At 68.7% G+C, this 25,569-nt stretch carries 26 protein-coding genes; 11 read left to right on the forward strand and 15 right to left on the reverse strand.

Features of this window, described 5'->3' with window-relative positions; translation table 11 throughout:
• Position 1: 1 nt before the first annotated feature.
• Positions 2-430, reverse strand: coding sequence for a CopD family protein (locus tag QTI17_RS19255; RefSeq protein ID WP_286535005.1), 429 nt, complete (start codon positions 428-430; stop codon positions 2-4).
• Positions 431-778: 348 nt separating this feature from the next.
• On the opposite strand from QTI17_RS19255, the gene hemB reads away from it, so the two are divergent.
• Both hemB and QTI17_RS19265 read left to right on the forward strand, forming a co-directional pair.
• Positions 779-1,783, forward strand: a complete 1,005-nt coding sequence (hemB, locus tag QTI17_RS19260; protein ID WP_286535006.1) for a porphobilinogen synthase — start codon at positions 779-781, stop codon at positions 1,781-1,783.
• Between the two features lie 14 nt (positions 1,784-1,797).
• Entirely contained in the window at positions 1,798-2,928 is a 1,131-nt protein-coding gene (locus QTI17_RS19265; protein ID WP_286535008.1) for a magnesium transporter CorA family protein, read from the forward strand.
• Between the two features lie 142 nt (positions 2,929-3,070).
• On the opposite strand, the gene QTI17_RS19270 is transcribed toward QTI17_RS19265, so the two are convergent.
• Together QTI17_RS19270 and QTI17_RS19275 are read right to left on the reverse strand one after the other, a co-directional pair.
• Positions 3,071-3,418 (reverse strand): DUF4148 domain-containing protein, encoded by a 348-nt coding sequence (locus QTI17_RS19270; RefSeq protein ID WP_286535009.1) that lies wholly within the window; start codon positions 3,416-3,418, stop codon positions 3,071-3,073.
• A 214-nt stretch (positions 3,419-3,632) separates the two neighbouring features.
• The gene (locus QTI17_RS19275) at positions 3,633-3,998 is read right to left on the reverse strand and encodes an alpha/beta hydrolase (RefSeq protein ID WP_353506719.1); all 366 of its coding nucleotides are present in this window, start codon (positions 3,996-3,998) and stop codon (positions 3,633-3,635) included.
• Between the two features lie 109 nt (positions 3,999-4,107).
• Between QTI17_RS19275 and QTI17_RS19280 the strand changes: the two genes are divergently transcribed.
• Positions 4,108-5,007, forward strand: coding sequence for a LysR family transcriptional regulator (locus tag QTI17_RS19280; RefSeq protein WP_286521850.1), 900 nt, complete (start codon positions 4,108-4,110; stop codon positions 5,005-5,007).
• Here the strand turns inward: QTI17_RS19280 and QTI17_RS19285 are convergent.
• From QTI17_RS19285 to QTI17_RS19295, 3 genes are read right to left on the reverse strand one after another with little or no spacing between them, the layout of a single operon-like run.
• Positions 5,000-5,890, reverse strand: a complete 891-nt coding sequence (locus tag QTI17_RS19285; RefSeq protein WP_503011076.1) for an amidohydrolase family protein — start codon at positions 5,888-5,890, stop codon at positions 5,000-5,002. The genes QTI17_RS19280 and QTI17_RS19285 overlap by 8 nt on opposite strands.
• 14 nt (positions 5,891-5,904) lie before the next feature.
• Positions 5,905-6,588: a dienelactone hydrolase family protein gene (locus QTI17_RS19290; RefSeq protein ID WP_286535010.1), complete on the reverse strand. Its 684-nt coding sequence runs from the start codon at positions 6,586-6,588 to the stop codon at positions 5,905-5,907.
• 2 nt (positions 6,589-6,590) lie between these two features.
• Positions 6,591-7,211 (reverse strand): 2-hydroxychromene-2-carboxylate isomerase, encoded by a 621-nt coding sequence (locus tag QTI17_RS19295; protein ID WP_286535011.1) that lies wholly within the window; start codon positions 7,209-7,211, stop codon positions 6,591-6,593.
• 74 nt (positions 7,212-7,285) lie between these two features.
• Here QTI17_RS19295 and QTI17_RS19300 point away from each other — a divergent pair, with 74 nt between their 5' ends.
• Both QTI17_RS19300 and QTI17_RS19305 read left to right on the forward strand, forming a co-directional pair.
• Entirely contained in the window at positions 7,286-8,032 is a 747-nt protein-coding gene (locus QTI17_RS19300; RefSeq protein WP_286535012.1) for an SDR family oxidoreductase, read from the forward strand.
• Positions 8,032-8,688 carry a MarC family protein gene (locus QTI17_RS19305; RefSeq protein WP_436411671.1) on the forward strand — a complete coding sequence of 219 codons (657 nt, stop codon included), beginning with the start codon at positions 8,032-8,034 and terminating at the stop codon, positions 8,686-8,688. The genes QTI17_RS19300 and QTI17_RS19305 overlap by 1 nt, the downstream gene beginning before the upstream one ends.
• 4 nt (positions 8,689-8,692) lie before the next feature.
• Here the strand turns inward: QTI17_RS19305 and QTI17_RS19310 are convergent, their stop codons facing one another.
• From QTI17_RS19310 to QTI17_RS19330, 5 genes are all read right to left on the reverse strand, one after another.
• Positions 8,693-9,145: a metallophosphoesterase family protein gene (locus tag QTI17_RS19310; RefSeq protein ID WP_286535013.1), complete on the reverse strand. Its 453-nt coding sequence runs from the start codon at positions 9,143-9,145 to the stop codon at positions 8,693-8,695.
• 22 nt (positions 9,146-9,167) lie between these two features.
• Positions 9,168-9,833 carry an ABC-type transport auxiliary lipoprotein family protein gene (locus QTI17_RS19315; protein ID WP_286535014.1) on the reverse strand — a complete coding sequence of 222 codons (666 nt, stop codon included), beginning with the start codon at positions 9,831-9,833 and terminating at the stop codon, positions 9,168-9,170.
• A 13-nt stretch (positions 9,834-9,846) separates the two neighbouring features.
• On the reverse strand, positions 9,847-10,830 hold the full coding sequence (locus QTI17_RS19320) for an MlaD family protein (RefSeq protein WP_286535015.1): 984 nt from the start codon (positions 10,828-10,830) through the stop codon (positions 9,847-9,849).
• A 5-nt stretch (positions 10,831-10,835) separates the two neighbouring features.
• Positions 10,836-11,663: an ABC transporter ATP-binding protein gene (locus tag QTI17_RS19325; RefSeq protein ID WP_286521843.1), complete on the reverse strand. Its 828-nt coding sequence runs from the start codon at positions 11,661-11,663 to the stop codon at positions 10,836-10,838.
• An 85-nt stretch (positions 11,664-11,748) separates the two neighbouring features.
• The gene (locus tag QTI17_RS19330; RefSeq protein ID WP_286521842.1) at positions 11,749-12,915 is read right to left on the reverse strand and encodes an MlaE family ABC transporter permease; all 1,167 of its coding nucleotides are present in this window, start codon (positions 12,913-12,915) and stop codon (positions 11,749-11,751) included.
• 203 nt (positions 12,916-13,118) lie between these two features.
• Between QTI17_RS19330 and QTI17_RS19335 the strand changes: the two genes are divergently transcribed.
• The 3 genes from QTI17_RS19335 to QTI17_RS19345 all read left to right on the forward strand — a co-directional run bounded on the left by QTI17_RS19335 (position 13,119) and on the right by QTI17_RS19345 (position 17,376).
• Positions 13,119-14,636 (forward strand): CoA-acylating methylmalonate-semialdehyde dehydrogenase, encoded by a 1,518-nt coding sequence (locus tag QTI17_RS19335; protein WP_503011077.1) that lies wholly within the window; start codon positions 13,119-13,121, stop codon positions 14,634-14,636.
• A gap of 62 nt (positions 14,637-14,698) precedes the next feature.
• A complete protein-coding gene (locus QTI17_RS19340) occupies positions 14,699-16,327 on the forward strand; it encodes a GMC family oxidoreductase (protein WP_286535017.1) in 1,629 nt (542 codons plus the stop codon).
• Between the two features lie 290 nt (positions 16,328-16,617).
• Positions 16,618-17,376, forward strand: coding sequence for a sulfite exporter TauE/SafE family protein (locus QTI17_RS19345; protein WP_286535018.1), 759 nt, complete (start codon positions 16,618-16,620; stop codon positions 17,374-17,376).
• Positions 17,377-17,380: 4 nt separating this feature from the next.
• Here QTI17_RS19345 and mrdA read toward each other — a convergent pair whose 3' ends face one another.
• The 4 genes from mrdA to QTI17_RS19365 all read right to left on the reverse strand — a co-directional run bounded on the left by mrdA (position 17,381) and on the right by QTI17_RS19365 (position 22,066).
• Positions 17,381-19,357 (reverse strand): penicillin-binding protein 2, encoded by a 1,977-nt coding sequence (mrdA, locus tag QTI17_RS19350; protein WP_286535020.1) that lies wholly within the window; start codon positions 19,355-19,357, stop codon positions 17,381-17,383.
• Between the two features lie 69 nt (positions 19,358-19,426).
• Positions 19,427-19,948, reverse strand: a complete 522-nt coding sequence (mreD, locus tag QTI17_RS19355) for a rod shape-determining protein MreD (protein WP_286508399.1) — start codon at positions 19,946-19,948, stop codon at positions 19,427-19,429.
• Positions 19,945-20,946: a rod shape-determining protein MreC gene (gene mreC / locus QTI17_RS19360; protein WP_286535021.1), complete on the reverse strand. Its 1,002-nt coding sequence runs from the start codon at positions 20,944-20,946 to the stop codon at positions 19,945-19,947. The genes mreD and mreC overlap by 4 nt, the downstream gene beginning before the upstream one ends.
• Positions 20,947-21,022: 76 nt before the next feature.
• Positions 21,023-22,066 carry a rod shape-determining protein gene (locus QTI17_RS19365; protein ID WP_077002382.1) on the reverse strand — a complete coding sequence of 348 codons (1,044 nt, stop codon included), beginning with the start codon at positions 22,064-22,066 and terminating at the stop codon, positions 21,023-21,025.
• Positions 22,067-22,287: 221 nt separating this feature from the next.
• Here QTI17_RS19365 and gatC point away from each other — a divergent pair, with 221 nt between their 5' ends.
• Genes gatC through gatB form a run of 3 tightly spaced genes read left to right on the forward strand, consistent with a single transcriptional unit; the run spans position 22,288 to position 25,566 of the window.
• Entirely contained in the window at positions 22,288-22,587 is a 300-nt protein-coding gene (gatC, locus tag QTI17_RS19370; protein WP_286535022.1) for an Asp-tRNA(Asn)/Glu-tRNA(Gln) amidotransferase subunit GatC, read from the forward strand.
• A complete protein-coding gene (gene gatA, locus QTI17_RS19375) occupies positions 22,584-24,071 on the forward strand; it encodes an Asp-tRNA(Asn)/Glu-tRNA(Gln) amidotransferase subunit GatA (protein ID WP_286535023.1) in 1,488 nt (495 codons plus the stop codon). The genes gatC and gatA overlap by 4 nt, the downstream gene beginning before the upstream one ends.
• A 1-nt stretch (position 24,072) precedes the next feature.
• Complete coding sequence (gatB, locus tag QTI17_RS19380) at positions 24,073-25,566, forward strand: Asp-tRNA(Asn)/Glu-tRNA(Gln) amidotransferase subunit GatB (RefSeq protein ID WP_286535024.1); 1,494 nt, start codon at positions 24,073-24,075, stop codon at positions 25,564-25,566.
• Positions 25,567-25,569 lie beyond the last annotated feature (3 nt).

Here is a 25,569-nt window from a genome sequence, read left to right on the forward strand (position 1 = left end):
CTCAGAACGGCTTGACGACCACCAGGATCACGATCGCCAGCAGCAGCAGCACCGGCAGTTCGTTGAACCAGCGGTAGAAGCGGTGGCTACGACGATCGGTGCCGGCGACGAAGCGGCGCAGCAGCACGCCGCAGCCGTGGTGGTAGCCGAGCACCAAGACCACCAGGGCCAGCTTGGCATGCATCCATCCGTTGCCCGGTCCGCGCCCGATGCCGTAGCCAAGCCAGAGCCAGAGGCCGAAGGCGAGCGCGGGCAGCGCCAGCAAGGTGGTGAAGCGAAACAGCTTGCGCGCCATCAGCAGCAGGCGGCTGCGCTCGGCGACCGATTCGGGCGCCACCAGCGCCAGGTTGACGAAGATGCGCGGCAGGTAGAACAGCCCGGCGAACCAGCTGGCGATGAAGACGATGTGCAGCGATTTGACCCAGAGCATGGCGGCAGTTTAGGTGGTCGCGTTTCGCCGCGCGGTCGCGGCCGTCCGCTGGCGGACGCGCAAAAAAAAGCCCGACGTCAAAACGTCGGGCTTGGGAAGCCCTTTTGCTGTCACACATCAAGGCACCCGCTCAGGGAGGAAAAGCGGGGGGCAGCAAGCCGCCCAAGACAGAATTTAACAAAGGCAAAACAACCTATCAAGCAAGGTTTGCCATTTTTTTGAACTTATGGCTGAAATCCTTAGTACAAACAGACTCGTTCTTGACTGGTTATAAACAGAAACAGACAGCAGCCCCCTCCAACGCGCCCTCATCCGGCAGCGGCACGCTCTTGGGGCACAATTTTCGCCATGACCCTCCTTGCCCCTTTCCCCGCTGGTCGCCCCCGCCGACTCCGCCGGGACGACTTCACGCGCAACCTGGTGCGTGAGCATTCGCTCTCTTCCCATGACCTGATCTATCCGGTCTTCGTCCAGGAGGGTGAGAAGCGGCGCGACCCGGTCGCCTCGATGCCGGGCGTCGAGCGCCTGAGCCTCGACCTGCTGCTGCCGGTCGCCGAGCAATGCGTGGCACTCGGGATTCCGGTCATGGCCCTGTTCCCGGTGATCGACGCCCGGCTCAAGACACCGGCCGGCGACGAGGCCTTCAATCCCGATGGCCTGATCCCGCGCGTCGTCGCCGCGCTCAAGTCGCGCTTTCCGGAACTGGGCGTGATGACCGACGTGGCGCTGGACCCCTACACCAGCCACGGCCAGGACGGGCTGCTCGACGACAGCGGCTACATCCTCAACGACCCGACCGTCGAAGTGCTGGTCAAGCAGGCGCTCGCGCAATCGCGCGCCGGCGTCGACATCGTGGCGCCGAGCGACATGATGGACGGCCGGATCGGCGCGATCCGAACCGCGCTCGAGGCGCGCGGCGACGTCCACACGCGGATCATGGCCTACAGCGCCAAGTTCGCGAGCGCCTTCTACGGCCCGTTCCGCGACGCCGTCGGCTCGGCCGCCAACCTCGGCAAGAGCAACAAGAAGGTCTACCAGATGGACCCTGGCAACAGCGACGAAGCGCTGCGCGAGGTCGCGATCGACATCGCCGAAGGCGCTGACATGGTGATGGTGAAGCCCGGCATGCCCTACCTGGACATCGTGCGCCGGGTGAAGGACGAGTTTCGCGTGCCGACCTTCGCCTACCAGGTCAGCGGCGAGTACGCGATGCTGAAGGCGGCGGCGCAGAATGGCTGGCTGGACCATGACGCGGTGATGCTCGAAAGCCTGCTGGCCTTCAAGCGCGCCGGCGCCGACGGCGTCCTCACTTATTTCGCGCTGGACGCTGCCAGGCTGCTCAAGCAGTCCTGAGACCGGCCGCTTTCATGCGCATCTTCAAGATCGACGGCACCCAGGTCACCGAGCACGACGCCCTGGCCCCGATGGCCGCGCCCGGCGCCTGCGAGCGCGGCTACCTGTGGCTGTCGCTGACGCGCGAGGAGTTCCAGGCCTCGCTGCCGCAGGTGCAGGAGGTGCTGCAGTCGCTGTGCGGCACCCTGCTGCTCGACCTGCACGTGAGTGACCTGCTGAACGACCAGCTGCCCTCGCGCTTCGACTACACCTCGCAGTACGACTTGCTCGTGTTCCGCCGGCTGGCGGCCGCCAACGGCAAGGAGCCGGCACCTCAGGCCGCCCCCTCCCCGCGGGGCGGTCCGCCGGTGCTGCGCCGGGTCGACACGCGGCCGGTGGGCTTCGCGGTGTTCGACCGGGTGCTGCTGTCGGTGCACCCCGAGGACGGCTCCGTGCGCGACACCTTCGCCGCCAAGCTGCTGGCCGCGGCGGTACCGGACGGCCGCGGCGCGGTCCCGGCGCTCGATGTCCGCGCCGTCTCGGCGCGCCTCCCTTCGGGGCCGGCCGACCTGATGCTGCGGGTGATCAACCAGATCGTCGACGCCTACCTCGACCTGCGACGCGAACTGACCCGCCAGCTCGACCACTGGCAGGCCGAACTGATCGACCCGCACAGCCGCTTCACCAACTGGAGCGCGCTGATGGATTCACGCCAATCGCTCTACCACCTGGACGAGATCTGCGAGGACCAGCGGGCGGCCATACAGGACTGGATCGACTCGCTCGAGACCCTGCCGGCGCCTGCCGGCGCCGGCGAGCAGCGCGAACGCGAGCTGATCATGGTGCGCAGCCGCGACGTGCTCGAGCACATCGAGCGCGTGGTCCACCACGTGCGGCGCCTGGAGCAGAACGCCGAGACCGCGGTCCAGATGCATTTCAGCGTCCAGGGCCATCGCGCCAACGACATCATGCGGGTACTGACCGTGCTGACGGCCGTCTTCCTGCCGCTCAACCTGATCGCCGGCATCTTCGGCATGAACTTCGAGTTCATCCCCCTGGTGCACAAGGCCGACGGCTTCTGGATCGCGATGGGCTCGATGGGCGCCATCGCAATCGCGCTCGTCCTGATCTTCTGGCGCAAGCGCTACCTGGCAAGAACCCGATAAAAGAACACCGCAAAACGAAAAAAGCCCGGCGAAGCCCGGGCTAGTTCGTGAAACACCGCGGAACCGGCTTTGCCGGGCCGCTGGTGTTGCCCCCGGCGAGGGGGTGGGCGGCTACACGCAGTGAGCCAACCTGGGGGAGAGCTTACTTCCCCGCTTGAACGCGCGGCTCGGCCGTCTTGTTCATGGTCGAGATCACGCGGCTGTTGACGCGCGAGCCGGCGCTCACGTTCTGGTCGGGTGCGTTGGCGGTGGCAACGGCCTGGGCGCGCACGGCTTCCGGGTTGGCGACCGAGTTGAACGCTTCGGCGCCGCGCGAGCCGCGCACCACGTTCTGGTTCGGAGCGGCCGCGGTGCGGGCGGCTTCGGCGCTGACTTCGTCGCGGCTCTTGGCCGAAGCGCCGGTGTGGACGCCTTGGTAGGCTTCGGCGTGTGCGCCTGCGGCGGCGAGGAAGGACAGTGCGGCAGCGGCGAGGATGCGGGAGGTCTTCATTTCAAGTTCCTTGGAGTTCGTCGGATTTGTCTTCAAACCAGGCTCGCTGTCGCTGGCCTGTGCGGGCTAGTGTCCAGGCGAATCCCTAGGGGAAAACACCAGGAAAAGAGACACCGAGTTTCCTTATTCGAAACAATGACGCCTCCCACGACATCCAAGGAAAAAGCCGGCCCGCACTTTCGCGCGGCCGGCCCTTGGCAAGACAAGAATCGGATCAGAGGCCGGCTTGCTGCGTCACCGGGCGGGTGATGTTGTATTGCGACGGCACCACGCTGTTCACGAAGGCCTTGCGGTCCAGGTTCTGGTTCGGCTCGTGCGCGGTAGCGACGGCTTGCGAGCGGATCACGGCGCGGTCGGCCGATGCGGTCAGCGCCGGGGCGACGCGCGAGGACACGCCGTCGGCGTACGGGTTTTCGCTGCGGGCGGCGACCACGGCCTGGGCATTCACCTCGGCACGGCTGTTGGCCGACACCGGGGCTTGCACGCCTTGGTAGGTTTCGGCCTGGGCAGCGGCGGCGGCCAGGATCGACAGGGCGGCGGCGGCGATGATCTTCGAGGTCTTCATTTCGATGTCTTTCATGGAGTGAGGGGAGCCTTGGCTCAGTGGGATAGAGTTTGCCTCGGATTGATAGGTATAAACCCTATGAAATCGAATCAAGGTGTTCATCAAATCGAAACAATGGAGTGCCATGGACGGTCTCGAACTGCTCAAAACCTTTCGTGAGGTCGCCTTGCGCGGCAGCTTCTCGCGCGCCGCCACGTCGCTCGGGATGTCCAAGGCCAACGCCAGCAAGTACGTGGCGCAGCTGGAAACCCGCTTCGGTGTCCGGCTGCTGAATCGCTCGACGCGCTCGGTCAGCCTGACCGATGCCGGCCACCTGCTGCTGGAGCGCAGCAAGCCCCTGCTCGAAATGATCGAGCGCACCGAGTCCGAGCTGCAGGGCCACGCTGGCCACCCGCGCGGCCGGCTGCGGGTGACGGCGCCGCACGGGCTGGGCAGCAGCAGCTTTTCGGGACTGATCGGCGAGTTCATGGTCACCTACCCCGACGTGCACGTGAGCCTGCACCTGAGCAACCGGGTGATCGACCTGGTGGAGGAAGGCGTCGACATCGCCTTGCGGCTGGGCCGCATCCGCGACGAGAACGTGATCGTCCGCCGGCTGCGCCTGATGGACCTGGCGCTGTGTGCCACACCGGGCTACTGGGCCCGCCGCGGCATGCCGAAGAAGCCCGACGACATGCGCCGGCACGATGTCCTGACCTACTCGCTGGCCGCCGGCGGGCCGCAGCTGCCGTTCGAGGTCGACGGCCAGCCCTACAGCGTGCCGGTGACCAGCCGGATGGACGCCAACGACGCCGCGCCTCTGATCGGCGTCGCGCTCGCCGGCCTCGGCGCCATCTGCGTGCCGGTCATGATGGCGCAGTCGCACATCGAGCGTGGCGCGCTGGTGCCGGTGCTGAAGGATTTCATGCCGCGCGATCTCTGGCTGTACGCGGCCTATTCGCAGCGCCGCCACAACAGCGCCGCGCTGCGGGCGCTGCTGGATTTCCTCGAGGCCCGGGTGCGCGACCCCGAGCCGGTCACTTGATTCCGAACAGCCCCGCCGCATTGCCCCAGGCGATGCGCTGCGCGACTTCGGGCGGCAGGTCGCCGAGCCAGGTGCGATAGCCGCGCATGATCTCGTCGTAGGCGCTCCAGCGCTGGTTGACCCAGGTGTCGGAACCGACCAGGAAGCGCTCCGGGTACTTCAGGATCAGCGCCCGCCATTCGGGGCACAGCGTGCCGCCGTCGCAGGTGAGGCCCGGCCGGTACGACAGCTCGCCCATCAGCAGCGGATAGCGCTCGAGCAGCGTCTGGACGCGCGCGATCGGCGGTCCGCCGATGCCGGTGTGGGCCCAGATCAGGCGCAGCGACCGGCCCCGGGACGGCGCGTTGGCCATCAGCAGGTCGATCGCCACGTCGTCGACGTGCGCCAGCACCGCCAACTGCCGCTGCTCGGCCAGCGCGATCAGCTTGCGGGCCACCGGCCCGTTGGCGTTGGCGCTGTCGTAGAGATGGAATTCGCCCAACCCACGGTAGGGTCCGCTCGCCGTGCCGCGGGCCAGCTCGGCCTGCACCATCTCGTAGATGCTGTCGTCGCGGAACCAGTTGTCGTAGTCGTCGCGGTTGCGGTAGAGCCGCACGAAGGGGACCACCGTCACGCCGGCGGCGCGCGTCTCGCGGGCGGCCGCGAGCGTCTGGGTGCCGGCGTTGGGGCGTGAGTTGGCGACGATCGCCTTGACGCCGTTGCGCTGCATCCGGGCCAGCGCTTCGGCCGGCGGATAGGGCCCGGCGTGGCCGTCCCAGGCTTCCTGGTTGTAGTGCAGGTGGGTGTCGAACAGCGGGCCGGCGTAGTCGGCCGCCCCTGCGCAAGGTGCCAGCAGCGCCGCCGCCAGGGCGAGCGGTGCGAAGCGAAGGCGCCCGCCGGCCACGGCCCGCGCGCCGCTCAGCCGAGGTGCTTGGCGAAGAAGGCCAGCGTGCGCTCCCGGGCGAGCTTGGCGGCCCCCGCATCGTAGGAACCTCGCTGGTCGCAGTTGAAGCCGTGGCCGCATTCGTAGACATGCACCTCGACCTCCGGATGCGCCTTCTTGAAGGCGTCGATGGTGTCGAGCGGAATCCAGTGGTCGTTGTTGCCGAAGTGGGCCAGCACCGGCACCTTGGGCTTGCGCGCCGTTTCCTCGGGGCTGGTCATGCCGCCGCCGTAGTAGGGGGCCGCCGCCGACAGGCCCGACACCTCGGCCGCCGCGCGCCAGGTCAGCAGCCCGCCCCAGCAGTAGCCGACGATGCCGACCTTGCCGGCCTTCGACGCATAGTCGACCGCCGCTTGCAGGTCCTGCAGCACGCCCGGTGCCGGCAGCGCCTCGACCGCGGTCTTGAGGCCGAAGCCGTTCTTCATGTCGTCCTCGGTGTAGCCCAGCTCGACGCCCTGCTTCACGCGGTGGAAGGTGGCCGGCGCGACCGCCAGATAGCCCTCGGCCGCGTAGCCGTCAGCCACCGAGCGGATGTGCGAATTGACGCCGAAGATCTCCTGGACGACCACCACCGCGCCCTTGGGCTTGCCCGCCGGCTCGGCGACGTAGGCGGGAAAGGTGAAGCCGTCTTTGGCGGTGAGATCGATGAATTGACCCATGGTCATGCTCCTTGAGAGGTTGGTTGTTGTTTCAATGCGCGTTCGACGAAATCGAGCCGGTCCTGGCCCCAGAAGATCTCGCCGTCGATGACGTAGCTGGGGGCGCCGAAGACCTTGCAGTCGATCGCTTCCTGCGTGTACTCCTCGTAGCGCTCCTGCACCGCCTGGCTCTGCGCCTGGTCGACCCGGCGGGCGTCGAGACCGCATTCTGCCGCCAGCGCCTCCAGCACCTTCGGATCGGCGATGTTGCGCTCCTGGACCCAGACCGCGGCGAACACCGCGCCGCACAGCGACATGGCCCGCTCGGTGCCGTCGTGCAGGTCGGTGGCGATGATGAGGCGGGCGGCGTCGTCGCTGGCCACCGGGAAGAACTTGGGCTTGGGGTTGAGCTCGATGTCGAGGTGCTTCGAGAAGCGCGCCAGGTCGACCAGCCGGTAGGCCTGCCGCTGCGGCGCCCGCTTGCCGAGCGGCAAGCCGCCCGAGACCGGGAACACGGAGCCGAAGTCGATCGGCCGGACGCGCACGGCGGCGCCGGCGGCCTTGACGATTGCGGCGAAGCGCGCGTGCCCGAGGTAGGTCCAGGGGCTGTGCGGCGTGAAGTAGTAGTCGATGGTGCGGCTCAAGAGCGTCTCCTCGATGATGTAATCCGACGCAGACGGTTTTAACTGACGCACGGCTTCCGTGCAGGAGGTGGGTTTTGGACCAGGTACTCCTGATCACCGGCGCCAGCCGGGGCATCGGCGCGGCGACCGCGCTGCAGGCCGCGCGCCGCGGCTGGGCCGTGGCGGTCAACTATGCCAGCAACTCGCTGGCCGCGGACGAGGTGGTGCGCAGCATTCGCGCCGCCGGCGGCACCGCGATCACGGTCCAGGCCGACGTCGGCGACGAGGCCCAGGTGATCGCCATGTTCGAGAAGGTCGACGCCAAGCTGGGCCGCCTGACGGCGCTGGTCAACAACGCCGGCGTGGTCGACATGCAGGCCCGGGTCGACCAGATGAGCGTGGCGCGGCTCGAGCGCATGCTGCGCATCAACGTGATCGGCAGCTTCGTCTGCGCCCGCGAGGCGGTGCGGCGCATGAGCACCCAGCACGGCGGCAGCGGCGGCGTGATCGTCAACCTCTCGAGCGCGGCCGCGCGGCTCGGCTCGCCGGGGCAGTACGTGGACTACGCCGCCAGCAAGGGGGCCATCGAGAGCTTCACGGTCGGGCTGGCCAAGGAGGTGGCCGGCGAGGGCATCCGGGTCAACGCGGTGCGCCCGGGCCTGATCGACACCGAGATCCACGCCTCGGGCGGCCTGCCCGACCGCGCCTTCCAGCTCGCCGCCACCGTGCCCATGAAGCGCACCGGCAGCGCCGACGAGGTGGCGAACGCCATCGTCTGGCTGCTGTCGCCCGAGGCCAGCTATGTGACGGGCACCGCCCTCGACGTCACGGGTGGTCGCTGATGGCCACGCCCGCGATGGACATGATCAAGCCGCTGATCACGCTGCTGGCCATCGTGAACCCGCTGGCGATCGTTCCTTTCTTCATCCACTACACCCAGGGCTGCACCGACCTCCAGCGCAAGCGCACCGCCTGGGTGTCGGCCTTCAGCGCCTTCGTCGTGATCGCGGTCAGCGCGCTGCTGGGGCTGCAGCTGCTGTCGTTCTTCGGCATCTCGATCGCGAGCTTCCAGGTCGGCGGCGGCATGCTGCTCCTGATCAGCTCGCTGTCGATGCTCAACGCCGAGCCGGCGGAGTCCAAGACCAACAAGGACGAGATCCGCGCCACCGAGGTCAAGGCCTCGCTCGGCGCCTCGATCGCGGTCGTGCCGCTGACCATCCCGCTCCTGACCGGCCCGGCCACGATGTCGACGGTGGTCATCTTCGCCGACCGCACGCAGCATGTCTGGGAGCTGGCGATCCTGGTCGGCTACGGCGTGGTGATCGGCCTGGCGACCGGCGTCACCTTCTCGCTGGCCGAGCCGATCGCGCGGGTGCTCGGCAAGACCGGCATCAACGTGATGACACGGCTGATGGGCCTGATCCTCGCGGCGCTGGCGGTCGAGGTGATGGCCGACGGACTGGGCACCCTCTTCCCGGTGCTGCACCGCGCGGCCTGAAGCGCTACAGCGAGACCAGCCGCGGCGTGATCGCGTCGCCCTCGATCCGCAGTTCGGCGACCGAGATCGGCAGCTTGAAGCGGCGCGGACCGGCGCTGCCCGGATTGAGGTAGAGCACCGGGCCGCGCTGCTCGGCCAGCGGGCGGTGCGAATGGCCGCTGACCACGACCTGGATGCCGTCGGCCACAGGATCGATGCGCAACAGCGCCAGATCATGGATCGCCAACAGCCGCAGGCCGCCCACTTCCAGCAGCGCCGTCTCCGGCACGCCATCGGCCCAGGCGGCGCCGTCGTTGTTGCCGCGCACCACGGTCAGCGGTGCGATCGCCGCCAGGACGTCGAGGATGCGCGGATCGCCGATGTCGCCGCCGTGCACGATCCGGTCGCTGCCCTGCAGGAAGGCCAGCGCCTCGGGCCGCAGCAGCCCGTGGGTGTCGGAGATCACGCCGATGCGCATGCGGCCGCCGACGGCTCGGATTTCAGCGGGCCTGGTCGACCCAGGCCACCAGCTCGGCCACCACCGCATCGCTGGCCGCGGCCAGCGCCTTGACGCCGCCGGGACCGTCGGCGGTCGGGGCCGGCTTGCGGGCGGTGAAGCTGCGCTGGGCCAGCACCCGGTCGCCGCCGGGCTGGCTGCGGGTCAGGGTGGCGCTCACGCGGACCAGCCCGACGCTGCGCTCGGGCGACTCGAAGTACTGGCTGAACTCCTCGAGCGTCACGCGCAGCGAATCGGGCAGACGGCCTTCGGTGCGGGCGATGGTGGCGCTCTCCTCGGGGCCGAGCACCGTGTGGCCGGCCGACAGCCCCTCGCGCAGCCGCTGGCGCAGCAGCTGCGCCGGCGGCTGGCTCCAGCGCGACTGGCCGTAGGGTCGCAGTTCGTTCGAGTCGGCGTAGCCCAGGCGGTACAGCAGCTGGGTGCCGTCGAGCCGCGAATTGGCATCGACCTCGGCCAGCGCGATCATCGGCAGGGCGCGCGGCGCCGAGCCGCTGGCGCTCGCCGGCGGCGCGGCCGGCGCCGCCAGGCCGGGTCCGAAGTCGTAGAGGGCGGCGCGCGCGGGCTTGTCGGGCAGCGCGCCGCAGCCGGCCAGGCAGATCGCCGCCACGAGGCCGGCCAGGGAGTTCTTCTTCAGGGTCATGGACGTCATGGGAGGGGAGCCTTCACGGACTGGCGGACGCCGCCGGCGCCGAAAAGCCGGGCTCGCCCGGGCCGGCGACCACGCCGCCGTTGCCGAACAGCAGCGATTGCGGGTTGTCGCTGATGCCGTCGGCGGCGCGGCCGAGCCGGCGCACCGCGCGCGAGGTGTCGTCGGCGACCCGGTTCACCCGCGGCAGGGTCGCGTTGTTGAACGAATCGACGGCCAGGGCCAGCGACTTGGTGCCGTCGCCGAGGCGCTCGATCGGGCCGTCCTTGGCATTCAGGCGGGTCGCGGTCGCGTTGAAGTTGTTGGCGACCCGCGAGATGTCGGTGGCCGCGCCCTTGACCGCGACCATGGTGTCGCGGGTACGGTCGACCAGTGGCGGCAGCGCCTTGAGCGCCGGATTGAGCCCGGTCTTGACCGTGTTGTCGAGCGACTTCGTGAGCTGGTTGGCGCTGGTCGCGGCGGCGGCGATGTTCTCGAGCGCGTCGGCGATGCGGTGCTGGTTGTCGTCGCCGAGCAGCAGGTTGACCTTCTTGGTGACCTCCTCGACGCGGCCGAGGATGACCTCGCCACGGTCCTGCAACTGGGCCAGCAGCGAGGGCTTGAGCGGGATGCGCGGCGGATTGGCGTTGTCGGGCTGCAGCGAGACCTGCGATTCGCCCTTGTCGTCGAGCGCGATGAAGGCCAGCCCGGTGACGCCCTGGTAGCTCAGCGTCGCGAAGGTCGAGGTGGTGAGCGGCACCCGCTCGTCGACCGAGATGCGCACCCGCACGTTGCCCTTGACCTTGGGGTCGAAGTCGATCGAGCTGACCCGGCCGACCGCGATGCCGCGGTAGCGCACCATCGCCTGCGGCTGCAGGCCACTCACCGCGTCGCGGGTGGACAGTTCATACACGTTGCGCACCGTTTCGTCGCGCGTGAGCCAGACCACCAGCGCGACGAGCACGGCGACCAGGCCGAGCACGAAGGCCCCGGCGGCGATGGCATGTGACTTGTTTTCCATGGCGGCTACCTTTCAGACAGCGGGACCGGCCGGCTGGCCGCCCCTTCGTGCAGTGCTTCCATGGCGCGCTGGCCGCGGCCACCGAGGAAGTACTCGTGGATGAACGGATGCGGATAGGCGATCACGTCGCGGGTGGTCCCGGAGACGATCACCTTCTGGTCGGCCAGCACCGCGATCCGGCTGCTGAGGTCGAACAGGGTGTCGAGGTCGTGCGTGATCATCACCACCGTGAGGCCAAGCTCGCGGTGCAGTCCGCGCAGCAGGTCGCAGAAGCCGTCGGCGCTCTCCGGGTCGAGCCCGGCGGTCGGCTCGTCGAGCAGCAGCAGGGGCGGGTCCATGATCAGTGCGCGCGCCAGCGCCACCCGCTTGATCATGCCGCCCGACAGGTCGGACGGGCTCTTGGTGGCCTGCTGAGGACTCAGCCCGACCATCTGCAGCTTGACCAGCGCGGCGTCGCGGATCAGGTCGTCGGGCAGCAGCTTGAGTTCGCGCAGCGGGAAGGCGATGTTGTCCAGCACGCTGAAGGCCGAGAACAGCGCGCCGTGCTGGAACAGCATGCCGACATTGGCGGCGCCCATCGCGCTGAGCCGCGCGGGCGCATGGCCGAGCACGGTGACCTCGCCCTTGGTCGGATGCTCGAGCCCGAGGATCTGGCGCAGCAGCACCGTCTTGCCGGTGCCGGATCCGCCGACCAGCGACAGCACCTCGCCGCGCACGATCGTCAGGTCGAGGTCGCGGTGTACGACCTGGTCGCCGTCGGGCGACCTGAACACGGTCCAGAGCTTGCGGATCTCGACCACGCGCTCGGCGTCAGGCGGGATGATGAAGGTCATTGGAGCCCCCACGCTCGGCACTTCGTGTCCTCGCTGCCCCCCGAGGGGGCGCGAGCTTGCTTGGGGCGGCCCGGCGCGGCGCTCATCAGCGCAACCCCACGCCCTTGAACAGCACCGCGAACAGCGCGTCGACCAGGATCACCACCGTGATCGAGGTCACCACCGAGGACGTGGTGCCGCGGCCCAGGCTCTCGGTGTTGGGTTTCACCTTCATGCCGAAATAGCAGCCGATCAGCGCGATCAGGATGCCGAACACCGCCGACTTGGACAACGCGAGGTACAGGTTGGACATCGGCACCGCGCGCGGCAGCGCCGACAGGAAGTAGGCCGGCGAGATGTCGAGCGACAGGTCGGCTGCGATCATGCCGCCGAACAGCGCCGCCATCGAGGTCCACATGCTGATCAGCGGCATCGTGATGGCCAGCGCCAGCACCCGCGGCATCACCAGCCGGAAACCGTGCGGGATGCCCATCACGCGCATCGCGTCGAGTTCCTCGGTGACCCGCATGACGCCGATCTGCGCCGTGATGGCCGAGCCGGAGCGGCCGGCGATCAGCACCGCCGCCAGCACCGGACCGAGCTCGCGGATCAGCGACAGGCCGAGGATGTTGACGATGAAGGTCTCGGCGCCGTACTGGCGCAATTGCTGCGAGGTCAGGTAGGCCAGCACCACGCCGATCAGCAGGCCGACGAGCGCGGTGATCGGCAGCGCCGTGGTGCCGAACTGGTAGATCTGGCCCGAGAAGTCGCGCCACGGGCCGCGCAGCGGCGCCCGCAGCAGCTTGCCGACGTCGAGCACCAGCTGGCCGATGAGGCCGAGGAAATCGCGCGCCACGAACATCATGCGCGTCCCGTTGTGGGCGAAGTGCCTGAAGCGCTCGGCGAAGGTCACCGTGGGTTCGACCGGCGGGCTGCAGGTGTAGAGCGCGACCTGGTCCAGCACCGCCTTGTGCTGCGAATCCATTTCGAGCCGCGCCGGCCAGGCCTGGCCCCAGTGGTTCCACAGCAGCTGGGCGCCGATGTGGTCGAGCTGCTCGATCGGCCGCAGGTCCCAGGGCCGGCCCTGCTGGGCCGGGACGCCCTTGAGACTGTCCGACAGCGTGGTCCAGGCCGGCATCGACGACATCGCCAGCACGGTCCAGCGGCCGCTGGCGACGGCCCAGCGCCCGCCCGCCTGCTCGCGTTCGTCAACGCGCGGCTGCGTGCCCTGCGCTTCTTGCGCTTCGGCGGGCATCGGCGAATCGGTCGGCATGAGGGCGGCGGCAGGCGTAGAGCGAACGGAAGAACGCAGCATCGTAACCGGGTGCGTCCGCGCCCAAGCTCCGGATTTCCGCCCCCACGCGTAGGCGTTTCGCGCAACCCCCGGCGCTTTGCCACAATCGGCGGCTGGGCCCGATGGCCGCCGATTCCGATTTTTCTTCCCCCACTCGCCGGCGGCGCCGGCAGGAGAACGCCATGCAGATGAGCAAGACCCCGATCCACCATTTCGTCGGTGGCCGCATCGCGGCCCCCCGATCCTCGCGCACCCAGGATGTCTTCAACCCCGCGACCGGCACCGCCACCGGCAGCGTCGCGCTGGCCAACCGCGCCGACGTCGATGCCGCGGTGGCCGCCGCCCAGGCCGCCTTCCCGGCCTGGGCCGACACGCCGCCGATCCGCCGCGCCCGCGTGATGTTCAAGTTCCTAGAGCTGCTCAACAAGCACAAGGACGAGCTGGCCCACCTGATCACGGCCGAGCACGGCAAGGTCTTCACCGACGCCCAGGGCGAGGTGAGCCGCGGCATAGACATCGTCGAGTTCGCCTGCGGCATCCCGCAGCTGCTCAAGGGCGACTTCACCGACCAGGTCTCGACCGGCATCGACAACTGGACCCTGCGCCAGCCGCTCGGCGTGGTGGCCGGCATCACGCCCTTCAACTTCCCGGTGATGGTGCCGATGTGGATGTTCCCGGTGGCCATCGCGGCCGGCAACACCTTCGTGTTGAAGCCCAGCCCGATCGACCCGAGCCCCTCGCTGCGCATGGCCGAGCTGCTCAAGGAGGCCGGGCTGCCCGACGGCGTCTTCAACGTCGTGCAAGGCGACAAGGAGGCGGTCGACGCGCTGCTGGAGCACCCCGACGTCAAGGCCGTCAGCTTCGTCGGCTCGACCCCGATCGCCAACTACATCTACGAGACGGGCGCCCGCCACGGCAAGCGCGTGCAGGCCCTGGGCGGCGCCAAGAACCACATGGTCGTGATGCCCGACGCCGACATCGAGCAGACCGTCGACGCCCTCATCGGCTCGGGCTACGGCTCGGCCGGCGAGCGCTGCATGGCGATCTCGGTGGCGGTGCTGGTGGGCGACGTGGCCGATCGCGTGATGCCGCTGCTGACCGAGCGCGCGAAGACGCTCAAGGTGCTCAACGGTACGAACCTCGACGCCGAGATGGGCCCGATCGTCACCCGCGCGGCGCACGAGCGCATCACGGGCTACATCGCCCAGGGTGAGAAGGAAGGCGCCAAGCTGGTGGTGGACGGGCGCGGCTTCGACGCCAGCGTCGCCGGCGAAGGCTGCGGCGAGGGCTTCTGGATGGGCGGCACGCTGTTCGACCACGTCACGCCCGAGATGCGGATCTACAAGGAAGAGATCTTCGGCCCGGTGCTCTCCTGCGTGCGGGTGCACGACCTCAAGGAGGCGGTCGACCTGATCAACGCCCACGAGTTCGGCAACGGCGTCTCGTGCTTCACGCGCGACGGCAACGTGGCGCGCGAGTTCAGCCGGCGCATCCAGGTCGGCATGGTGGGCATCAACGTGCCGATCCCGGTGCCGATGGCCTGGCACGGCTTCGGCGGCTGGAAGAAGAGCCTGTTCGGCGACATGCACGCCTACGGCGAAGAAGGCGTGCGCTTCTACACCAAGCAGAAGTCGATCATGCAGCGCTGGCCGGAGAGCATCGGCAAGGGGGCCGAGTTCGTGATGCCGACCGCGAAGTAGGCCGCGCACCGCCGCGGGCGGTGGCCGCATCCCCAAAACGACAAGAGACAAGCAAGACCCGAATGAGCGATACGACCTTCGACTACATCGTGATCGGCGGCGGCACCGCCGGCGCGCTGATGTGCAACCGCCTGACCCGCAGCAAGCAGCAGCGCACCCTGCTGATCGAGGCCGGCCGCAAGGACGACTACCACTGGATCCACATCCCGGTGGGCTACCTCTACTGCATCGGCAATCCGCGCACCGACTGGCTCTACAGCACCGAGCCCGATGCCGGACTGAACGGCCGCACCTTGCGCTACCCGCGCGGCAAGACGCTGGGCGGCTGCTCGAGCATCAACGGCATGATCTACATGCGCGGCCAGTCGCGCGACTACGAGAACTGGGCCGCGCTCACCGGCGACGACACCTGGCGCTGGAACAACGTGCTGCCGGCCTTCAGGCAACACGAGGACTACTACCTCGGCGCCGACGAGATGCATGGCGCGGGCGGCGAATGGCGGGTCGAGAAGCAGCGCCTGCGCTGGGACATCCTCGACGCCTTCGCGCAGGCCGCGCAGGAGGCCGGCATCCCGCACAGCAGCGACTTCAACCGCGGCAGCAACGAGGGCGTGGGCTACTTCCAGGTCAACCAGAAGGACGGCTGGCGCTGGAACACGGCCAAGGCCTTCCTGCGCCCGACCTGCTACGGCCGGCCCAACTTCGAGATGTGGGTCAATGCCCACGTGACGAAGCTGATCGTCGAGACCCAGGCCGACGGCAGCCGGCGCTGCACCGGCGTGCAGGTCTGGGACGGCCACGAGATGGTCACGGCGCACGCCACGCGCGAAGTGCTGCTGTGCGCCGGCAGCATCGGCTCGCCGCAGCTGCTGCAGCTCTCGGGCATCGGCCCGGCCGACCTGCTGCGCCAGCATGGCATCGAGGTGGTCGCCGACTTGCCGGGCGTCGGCGCCAACCTGCAGGACCACCTGCAGATCCGCGCGGTCTACAAGATCAAGGACGCGCCGACCCTCAACGTGCTGGCCTCCTCGCTCTATGGCAAGGCGAAGATCGGCATGGAATACCTGTTCAGGCGCAGCGGCCCGATGAGCATGGCGCCGTCGCAGCTTGGTGCCTTCACGCGCAGTTCCCCCGAGCACGAATGGCCGAACCTCGAGTACCACGTGCAGCCGCTGTCGCTCGATGCCTTCGGCGAGCCGCTGCACAGCTTCCCGGCCTTCACCGCCAGCGTCTGCAACCTGAACCCGACCAGCCGCGGCACGGTGCGCATCAAGAGCGGCAAGTTCAGCGACGCACCGGCGATCGCGCCCAACTACCTGAGCACCGACGAGGACCGCAAGGTGGCGGCCGATTCGCTGCGCGTCACGCGCCGCATCGCGGCCCAGCCCGCGCTCGCCAGATACGCGCCCGAGGAATGGAAGCCAGGGGTGCAATACCAGAGCGACGAGGAGCTGGCGCGGCTGGCCGGCGACATCGCGACCACCATCTTCCATCCGGTGGGCACCACCCGGATGGGCGCCGACGGCGACCCGATGGCGGTGCTGGATTCGCGCCTGCGGGTGCGCGGCATCCAGGGGCTGCGGGTGGTCGACGCCGGCGCCATGCCGACCATCACCAGCGGCAACACCAACAGCCCGACATTGATGATGGCCGAGAAGGCCGCCGGCTGGGTCCGCGAAGCCGCGGTGTGACTTGGCGGTGTATCAATTAGTTTCTGTTGGCGGGTAATCCCCGATGCACTGCCAAGGTGCGCCGAATTAAAGTATCGGTACTCGCAAACGGGCCAGCCCGCAGCGCGGGGGACCGAGGAGACAATCTTTCGGAGAACCAGAAAAAGATCACACAAGGCATCCGCACGAGATGCCGTTTTTTTGACAAGGCGCCGCTGGTCGGCGCCTTTTCTTTGGGCGATCGTCAAGCGCGGGCGCCGAGGGCGCGCTATCAAATGAATAGCAACCCGAAATGAGACAATCCCGCCCGCATGGAAACTCTGGTGCTGACCCTCGCCTCGCTGTTCGCGGGTTTCATCGATTCCATCGTCGGCGGCGGCGGCCTCATCCTGGTGCCGGCGCTGTTCAGCGTGCTGCCGGGCACCGCCCCTGCCACGCTGCTGGGCACCAACAAGAGCGCCTCGGTCTGGGGCACGGCCGCGGCCGCCGCGCAGTTCCACCGCCGGGTCGGCCTGCGTTGGCGCAACCTGCTGCCGGCCGGGGTGCTGGCCTTCGCGGGCTCGCTGGCCGGGGCTTGGGCGGTGACGGTGGTGCCGGGCGAGTTCCTGCGCAAGCTGCTGCCGCTGATCCTGGTCGCGCTGCTGGTCTACACGCTGGCGCGCAAGGACATGGGCGTGCACCATTCGCCGCGCTTCAGCGGCCGCGCCGAACTGCTCGCCACCGCCACCATCGGCGCCCTGCTCGGCGTCTACGACGGCTTCTTCGGGCCTGGCACCGGCAGCTTCTTCGTCTTCCTGTTCGTTCGCTGGCTGGGCTACGACTTCCTCAACGCGGCCGGCTCGGCCAAGCTGCTCAACGTCATGACCAACCTGGGGGCGCTGCTGCTGCTCGGGCTCAAGGGCCACGTGCTGTGGCAGCTGGGGCTGACGATGGCGGTGGCCAACGTGGCCGGCAGCGTGGTCGGCGCCCGGGTCGCCATCAAGCATGGCGCCACCTTCGTGCGCAAGGTCTTCATCGGCGTCGTCGCCGCGCTGATCCTGAAAACGGCCTACGACGCCTTCCTGCGCTGACGGTTCAGGGTGCGGCCGCGCTCTGGGTGGCGCTGCCGGCGGGCGGCCAGGCGACTTCGCTCGCGACCCTCGGCTTGCCGATCGGCGCCGTCGCCTTGCCGACCTGGATCGCCGCCATGTCGGCCTCGCTCGGGTACTGGTTCATGAGCCAGTAGTCGAACACCCGGCGCGCGATCGGGGCCGCGGCGCCGGCGCCCCAGCCGGCGTTCTCGACGATCAGGGCGACCGCGATCTTCGGGTCGTTGACCGGCGCGAAGGCCATGAACAAGGCGTGGTCGCGCTGGTGCTCTTCGAGCGCCTTGGCGTTGTACTTGGTGTTCTGCGCCTGCGTCACGGCCTGGGCGGTGCCGGTCTTGCCGGCCGCCTGGTAGGCGGCGCCGGCGAACACGCCGCGCGCGGTGCCGCCGGTGACGACCGCGGTCAGGCCCTCCCGGACCACGGCGATGTCGGCCGGCCGGTAGCCGAGGTTGATGGCCGGCGGCTGCTCGACCGGCTTGACCTCGCCCGTGACGGTGTCGCGGATGCCGAGCACCAGGTGCGGCTTGTGCTTGATGCCGCCGTCGGCCACGATCGCCGTGGCCTGCGCCAGCTGCAGCATCGTGAACGCGTTGTAGCCCTGGCCGATGCCAAGCGAAATGGTCTCGCCCGCATACCACTTGCGCTGCTCGGGCCGGCGGTAGGCATTGCGCTTCCACTCGGTGCTCGGCAGCACGCCGCGCACCTCGCCGCCGATGTCGATGCCGGTGATCTGGCCGAAGCCCAGCGGCTTCATCGCGTCGTGGATCAGGTCCACGCCCATCTCGTTGGCCAGCGAGTAGTAGTAGATGTTGCTCGACAGCTGGATCGAGCGGCGCATGTCGACATTGCCGATGTTGCCCTCGGGGCTGCCGAAGCGGTGGCCGCCGAAATTGAAGTAGCCGGGGTCGTTGACCAGCACGCTGGGGCCGCGCTTGCCGGTCTGCAGCGCCGCCAGCGCCATGAAGGGCTTGTAGGTCGAGCCCGGCGGGTAGGTGCCGCGCAGCGCCCGGTTGAGCAGCGGCTTGTCGAGCGATTCGCTGAGTTCCTTCCAGCTCTCGACGTCGATGCCCTCGACGAACAGGTTGGGATCGAAGGTCGGCTTGCTCACGAAGGCCAGGATCTCGCCGGTCTTGGGATCGAAGGCGACCAGCGCGCCGCGGCGCTCGCCGTACATGTCCTCGACCAGCTTCTGCAGCTTGATGTCGAGCGACAGCATGACCGTGTTGCCGGGCGTCGCCGGATGGGCGGCCAGCCGGCGCACCGCGCGGCCTCCGGCCGAGGTTTCCATCTGCTCGACGCCGGTCTGGCCGTGCAGCGTCTTCTCGTAGCTCTGCTCGATGCCGAGCTTGCCGATGTACTCGGTGCCCTTGTAGTTGGCGAGGTCCTCGTCTTCCCAGTCTTCCATGGCCGTCTTCTCGGCCTGGTTGATGCGGCCGATGTAGCCGAGCACGTGGCTCGCGAGTTCGCCATGGGGGTAGTTGCGGAACAGCCGGGCCTTGATTTCGACGCCGGGGAAGCGGTAGCGCTGGGCGGCGAAGCGGGCCACCTCCTCGTCGCTCAGGCGGGTGCGGATCGGAACCGAGTCGAAGCTGCGCGAGTCTTCGCGCAGCCGCTTGAAGCGCCGCCGGTCGCGCGGCGAGATCTCGAGCACCTCGGTCAGGGCGTCGATCGTGTCCTCGAGGTTGCCGGCCTTGGACGGCGTGATCTCGAGCGTGTAGGCCGAATAGTTGGATGCCAGCGTGATGCCGTTGCGGTCGAGGATGAGGCCGCGATTCGGCACCACCGGGACGATCGCGGTGCGGTTGCTTTCGGCCTGCTCGGCGAGGTCCTCGTGGCGCACCACCTGGAGGTAGCCCAGCCGCGCGCAGAGCAGCCCGAAGCAGACCAGCACGACCGCGCCGATCACGAACACCCGCCGCCGGAAGCGGGAGAGGTCGGCGGCAACGTTGCGGATCTCGGTCATTTGGGAACTGGAGCTTAGGCCGCCGATCGGCCGCAGGCAATGGGCTGCGGAACGGCGGCGGGCAGGCTGTCAGAGTGGTCTGTTGGCGTCAGGTTCCGGCGTCCGGCGCTGCGGCGCCAAAAGAACCAGGCTAACCAGCGGCCACAGGGCCGCTTCCAGCGCCGGTGCCACCAGCAGCGACCAGCCGGGGAAGGCGCCGCCGCCGATCATCCGGATTGCGAGCTCGATCAGGTGCGACAGCGCGAACAGCGGCAGCACCTGGAGGGCCTGCGAGACCAGCGGGAACCACAGCAAGCGGCGGTGGATCATGGTCGCCAGGAAGCCCAGCGTGGTGTAGGACAGCGCATGCTGCCCGAGCATGGCGGCCTGGTGCACGTCCATCAGCAGGCCGAACACGAAGGCCGCGCCGATGCCGATGCGCGCCGGCTGGTGCACGCTCCAGAAGACGATCACCAGCGCCAGCAGGTCGGGCGTCCAGGCGGCGCGGCCGATCGGCACCATGTTGACCAGCAGCGCGACGACCAGGCTGGTCCACATGAACAGCGGGCTGACGGGCAGCAAGAGCTGCTGCTGGCCGGGGCGCATGATCATCGCGGACCTGCTTCCTTCTTGTCGGCCTTCTTGGCGGCCTTGGCGTCCGCCTTGGCATCGGCCTTGGCGTCGGCCTTGTCGGCCTTCTTCTTGGCGGCGACCGCCGAGGGCGTGTTGGCCGGCGTGGGCTTCGGCACCGACTGGGCCCCCGTGGGCGCCAGCACCAGCACGTAGCGCGCCGCCGTGACCTTGGCCAATGGCTCGCAATGGATGCGCGCGAAGGCCGAATCGGCGCGGCGCTCGATGCGGTCGATCCGGGCCACCGGCAGGCCCGGCGGGTAGACCCCGTCGACGCCGCTGGTGGTCAGCACGTCGCCTTCCTGGACATCCGAATTGGCCTGCATGAAGCGCAGTTCGAGGCCGCCGCCGTGGGCGCTGGCATCGCCGAAGGCGACGCTGCGCGCACCAGTACGCACGTTCTGGACCGGGATCGCGAGATCGCGGTCGATCACCAGGGTGATTTCGCTGGAGAACGGCTGCACCTGCGTCACCTGGCCCAGCACGCCGTGCTCGTCGATCACCGGCGAGCCGGCCGCGATGCCGTTCATGAGGCCCTGGTCGATCACCAGCTTGCGGGTGTAGGGGTCGGCGGCGTCATACAGCACCTCGGCCGCCCGGCCCGGCGTCTGCGTCATCTGGCGCAGCTCGAGCAGCGAGCGCAGCCGGGCGTTTTCCTGGGCCAGCGTGTCGGCCTGGCTGGCGCGCTCGGACTGCAGCGCGAGCGCCTTGCGGGCCTCGGCCTCGTTGCCCTGCGCGGTCTGCAGGTCTTCGAGGTAGCGTCCTCCGCCGACCACCAGCTGCACCGGCTTGAGCGCCAGCCACTGCACCGGGTACAGCACCGTGCCGATCGCCAGCCGGATCGGCTGCACGAGGTGAAAGCGGGCGTCGGCCACCATCAGGAACAGCGCCAGCGCGCTGAAGAAGATCAGTTTGCTCAGCGCCGACGGCCCCTGGTTGAAGAGGGGCGGAGCGGTGCGGTCCAGAGTGCCGAGCGGCATGACGCGTTATGCCACGAGAGCTGCGCTGTTTGTAGGGGTGGAAAGGTGTGGTGGCGGATCCGGCTCCGCCGGGCCTTCACTCGCTGGTGAAGATGCTTCCCAGTCGGTCCATCCGCTCGAGGGCGATGCCGCAGCCGCGCACCACGCAGGTCAGCGGGTCTTCGGCCACCAGCACCGGCAGGCCGGTTTCCTCGGCCAGCAGGCGGTCGAGGTCGCGCAGCAGCGCACCGCCGCCGGTCAGCATCATGCCGCGCTCGGCGATGTCGGCGCCCAGTTCGGGCGGCGTCTGCTCGAGCGCGTTCTTGACCGCGGACACGATGTTGTTGAGCGGATCAGTCAGGGCTTCGAGCACTTCGTTGCTGCTGATCGTGAAGCTGCGCGGCACGCCTTCGCTCAGGTTGCGGCCCTTGACTTCCATCTCCTTGACTTCGGAGCCCGGGAAGGCCGAACCGATGTTCTTCTTGATGACTTCGGCCGTCGGCTCGCCGATCAGCATGCCGTAGTTGCGGCGGATGTAGTTGATGATGGCCTCGTCGAAGCGGTCGCCGCCGACGCGCACGCTGCCCTTGTAGACCATGCCGCCGAGCGAGATCACGCCGACTTCGGTGGTGCCGCCGCCGATGTCGACCACCATCGAGCCGCTGGCTTCGGAGACCGGCAGGCCGGCGCCGATCGCGGCGGCCATCGGTTCTTCGATGAGATAGACCGAGGTGGCGCCGGCGGCTTCAGCCGCGTCCTTGATGGCGCGGCGCTCGACCTGGGTCGAGCCGCAGGGCACGCAGATGATGATCCGCGGGCTCGGCGTGAGCAGCGAGCGCGGGTGCACCATCTTGATGAACTGCTTGATCATCTGCTCGGTGATGACGAAATCGGCGATCACGCCGTCCTTCATCGGCCGGATGGCTTCGATGTTGCCGGGCACCTTGCCGAGCATCGCCTTGGCCTCGCGACCCACGGCCTGGATCACCTTCTTGCCGTGCGGGCCGCCTTCGTGGCGGATCGCGACGACCGAGGGTTCGTCGAGCACGATGCCCTTGTTGCGGGCGAAGATCAGGGTGTTGGCGGTGCCGAGGTCGATCGCCAGGTCGGTAGAAAAATACCGACGAAAAGCTCCAAACATTGTGGAATCCTCTGGGGCACGGCATGCGCGTCGGCAGGCCGTCGCCTTATTTTTGGTCGTGTGACGGGTGGTTTGAAAGGTTTTTGCGGCAAAAGCCGGCGCGTTCGCGGGGGTTGCGGCAAAGGCGGGATAATAACCGAATCCCCTGACAGCTCCGCGTTTACGAGCCCATTTGCGGGGTGCGAAAGTACCTCGATCCGGTCCGGAAACGCCAATTTTCGATGTCCCTCACCTCCACAGATATCGCCCGCATCGCCTCGCTGGCGCGGCTCCAACTGGCCCCCGACGAAAGCGAGCGGATGCGCGGCCAGATCAACGGCTTCTTCGACCTGGTCGAGCGCATGCGCGCGGTCGACACCACCGGCGTCGAGCCCCTGGCCCATCCGGTCGCCACGATCGAAGACATCACGCTTCGCCTGGCCGAGGACGTGGTGACCGAGCCCGACAACCGCGAAGCCAACCAGCGCAGCGCGCCGGCGGTCGAAAACGGGCTGTTCCTGGTCCCGAAGGTGATCGAATGAGCGCCGAAATCCACCAGATGGGCGTGGCCGGGCTGGCCGCGGCCCTGCGCGAGCGCAAGGTCTCGGCGGTCGAGGCCGCCCACCACCACCTGTCGCGGATCCGCGCCCACCAGGATCTCGGCGCCTTCGTCGCGATCGACGAACAGCTCACGCTGTCCCAGGCCCGCGCCGCCGACGACCGCATCGCCGCCGGCTCGGCCGCGCCCCTCGAAGGCGTTCCGATCGCCCACAAGGACATCTTCGTCACCGCCGACCTGCCGACCACCGCCGGCTCGCGCATCCTGGCCGGCTACCGCTCGCCCTTCGATGCCACCGTGGTGCGCAAGCTGGGCGAGGCCGGCGCCGTGACGCTGGGCAAGCTCAGCTGCGACGAGTTCGCGATGGGCTCGGCCAACGAGAACGTCGCCGTGCCGGCGATCGGCTTCGACCACGCGGTGCCGGTGCGCAACCCCTGGGACACCGGCCGCATTCCCGGCGGCTCCTCGGGCGGCAGCGCCGTGGCCGTGGCCGCGAGGCTGGCACCGGGTGCCACCGGCACCGACACCGGCGGCTCGATCCGCCAGCCGGCCTCGTTCTGCGGCGTCACCGGCATCAAGCCGACCTACGGCCGGGCCTCGCGCTACGGCATGGTCGCGTTCGCGTCCAGCCTCGACCAGGCCGGCCCGATGGCCCGTTCGGCCGAAGACTGCGCCCTGCTCCTGTCAGCCATGTGCGGGCCGGACCCCGAGCGCGACTCGACCTCGCTGGCCCGCCCGGCGGAAGACTTCTCGCGCCAGCTCGCGGGTTCGCTCGACGGCCTGCGCATCGGCGTGCCGAAGGAGTTCTTCGGCGAAGGCGTGGCGCCGGGCGTGCGTGCCGCGGTCGATGCCGCGCTGGCCGAATACGAGAAGCTCGGCGCCCGCCGGATCGAGATCACGCTGCCGCGCACCGAACTGTCGATCCCCGTCTACTACATCATCGCGGCGGCCGAGGCCTCGAGCAACCTGAGCCGCTTCGACGGCGTCAAGTTCGGCCACCGGGCCAAGAACTACCGCGACCTGGCCGACATGTACGCCCAGACCCGCGAAGAGGGCTTCGGCGACGAGGTCAAGCGCCGCATCATGATCGGCACCTACGTGCTCTCGCACGGCTACTACGACGCCTACTACCTGCAGGCGCAGAAGGTGCGCCGCATGATCGCCGACGACTTCCAGCAAGCCTTCGCGCAGTGCGACGTCATTGCCGGCCCGGCCGCGCCCAGCGTGGCCTGGAAGCTCGGCGAGCACGGCGACGATCCGGTGGCCGACTACCTGGCCGACATCTTCACCCTGCCCGGCTCGCTCGCCGGCCTGCCCGGCATGAGCGTGCCGGCCGGCTTCGACGGCGGCCTGCCGGTCGGCCTCCAGCTGATCGGCAACTACTTCGCCGAGGCGAAGCTGCTCAACGCGGCGCACGCCTTCCAGCAGGCCACCGACTGGCACCTCCGCACCCCGGGAGGCTATTGACATGACGCAGCAGCAACAAAGCACCACCGAACAACTGCAGGCCGGGCGGCCGACCGGCCCGCTGGTCCGGGGCTACGAAGTCGTGATCGGCTTCGAGACCCACGCCCAGCTCTCGACCGCCTCGAAGATCTTCAGCCGTGCATCGACCGCCTTCGGCGCCGAGCCCAACACCCAGGCCTGCGCGGTCGACCTGGCGCTGCCGGGCACCCTGCCGGTGATGAACAAGGGCGCGGTCGAGCGCGCCATCAAGCTCGGCCTCGCGCTGGGCTCGACGATCGCGCCGCGCAGCGTGTTCGCGCGCAAGAACTACTTCTACCCCGACCTGCCCAAGGGCTACCAGATCAGCCAGTTCGAGATCCCCGTGGTGCAGGGCGGCTCGGTGAGCTTCTTCGTCGGCGACGAGCCCAAGACCGTGCGCCTGGTGCGCGCGCACCTCGAAGAAGACGCCGGCAAGTCGCTGCACGAGGACTTCGTCGGCCAGTCGGGCATCGACCTGAACCGCGCCGGCACGCCGCTGCTCGAGATCGTGACCGAGCCCGACATGCGCTCCACCGCCGAGGCCGTGGCCTATGCGCGCGAGCTGCACAAGATCGTCACCTGGATCGGCATCTGCGACGGCAACATGCAGGAAGGCAGCTTTCGCTGCGACGCCAACGTCTCGGTGCGCAGGCCCGGCGACAAGCTCGGCACCCGGCGCGAGATCAAGAACCTGAACAGCTTCAAGTTCATGCAGCAGGCGATCGACTACGAGATCCGCTGGCAGATCGAGGAGATCGAGGACGGCCGCACGGTCCAGCAGGCCACGGTGCTGTTCGACCCCGACACGGGCGAGACCCGCGCGATGCGCACCAAGGAAGACGCCGCCGACTACCGCTACTTCCCCGACCCCGACCTGCCGCCGCTGGCGATCGCCGCCGACTGGATCGAGCGCGTGCGCGCCGAAATGCCCGAGCTGCCGCGCGCGATGGCCGAGCGCTACGTGCGCGAGCATGGGCTGTCGGACTACGACGCCGCCCAGCTCACCCAGAGCCCGGCCCTGGCCGCCTACTTCCAGGGTGCGGTGGCCGCCGGTGCCAACGCCAAGCTGGCGAGCAACTGGATCACCGGCGAGATCGCCCGGCGCCTGAACCAGCAGGACATCGCGATCACCGAGGCCCCGGTGACGGCGCCGCAATTGGCCAGGCTGGTCGCGCGCATCGGCGACGGCACGATCTCGAACAATGCGGCGCGGCAGGTGTTCGACGCCCTCTGGACCGGCGAAGGCCAGGACGTCGACGCAATCATCGAGGCCAAGGGCCTGAAGCAGATGAGCGATTCGGGCGCGCTGGAAAAGATCATCGACCAGGTGCTCGCGACCAACGAGAAGAACATCGCCGAATACCGCGCCGGCAAGGACAAGGCCTTCAACGCGCTGGTCGGCCAGGTCATGAAGGCCAGCCAGGGCAAGGCCAACCCGGCGCAGGTCAATGCGCTGCTGAAGTCGAAACTGAGCTAGCCA

Source organism: Variovorax sp. J31P179, assembly GCF_030316985.1.
GTDB classification, from domain to species: Bacteria; Pseudomonadota; Gammaproteobacteria; order Burkholderiales; family Burkholderiaceae_C; genus Variovorax; species Variovorax ginsengisoli_B.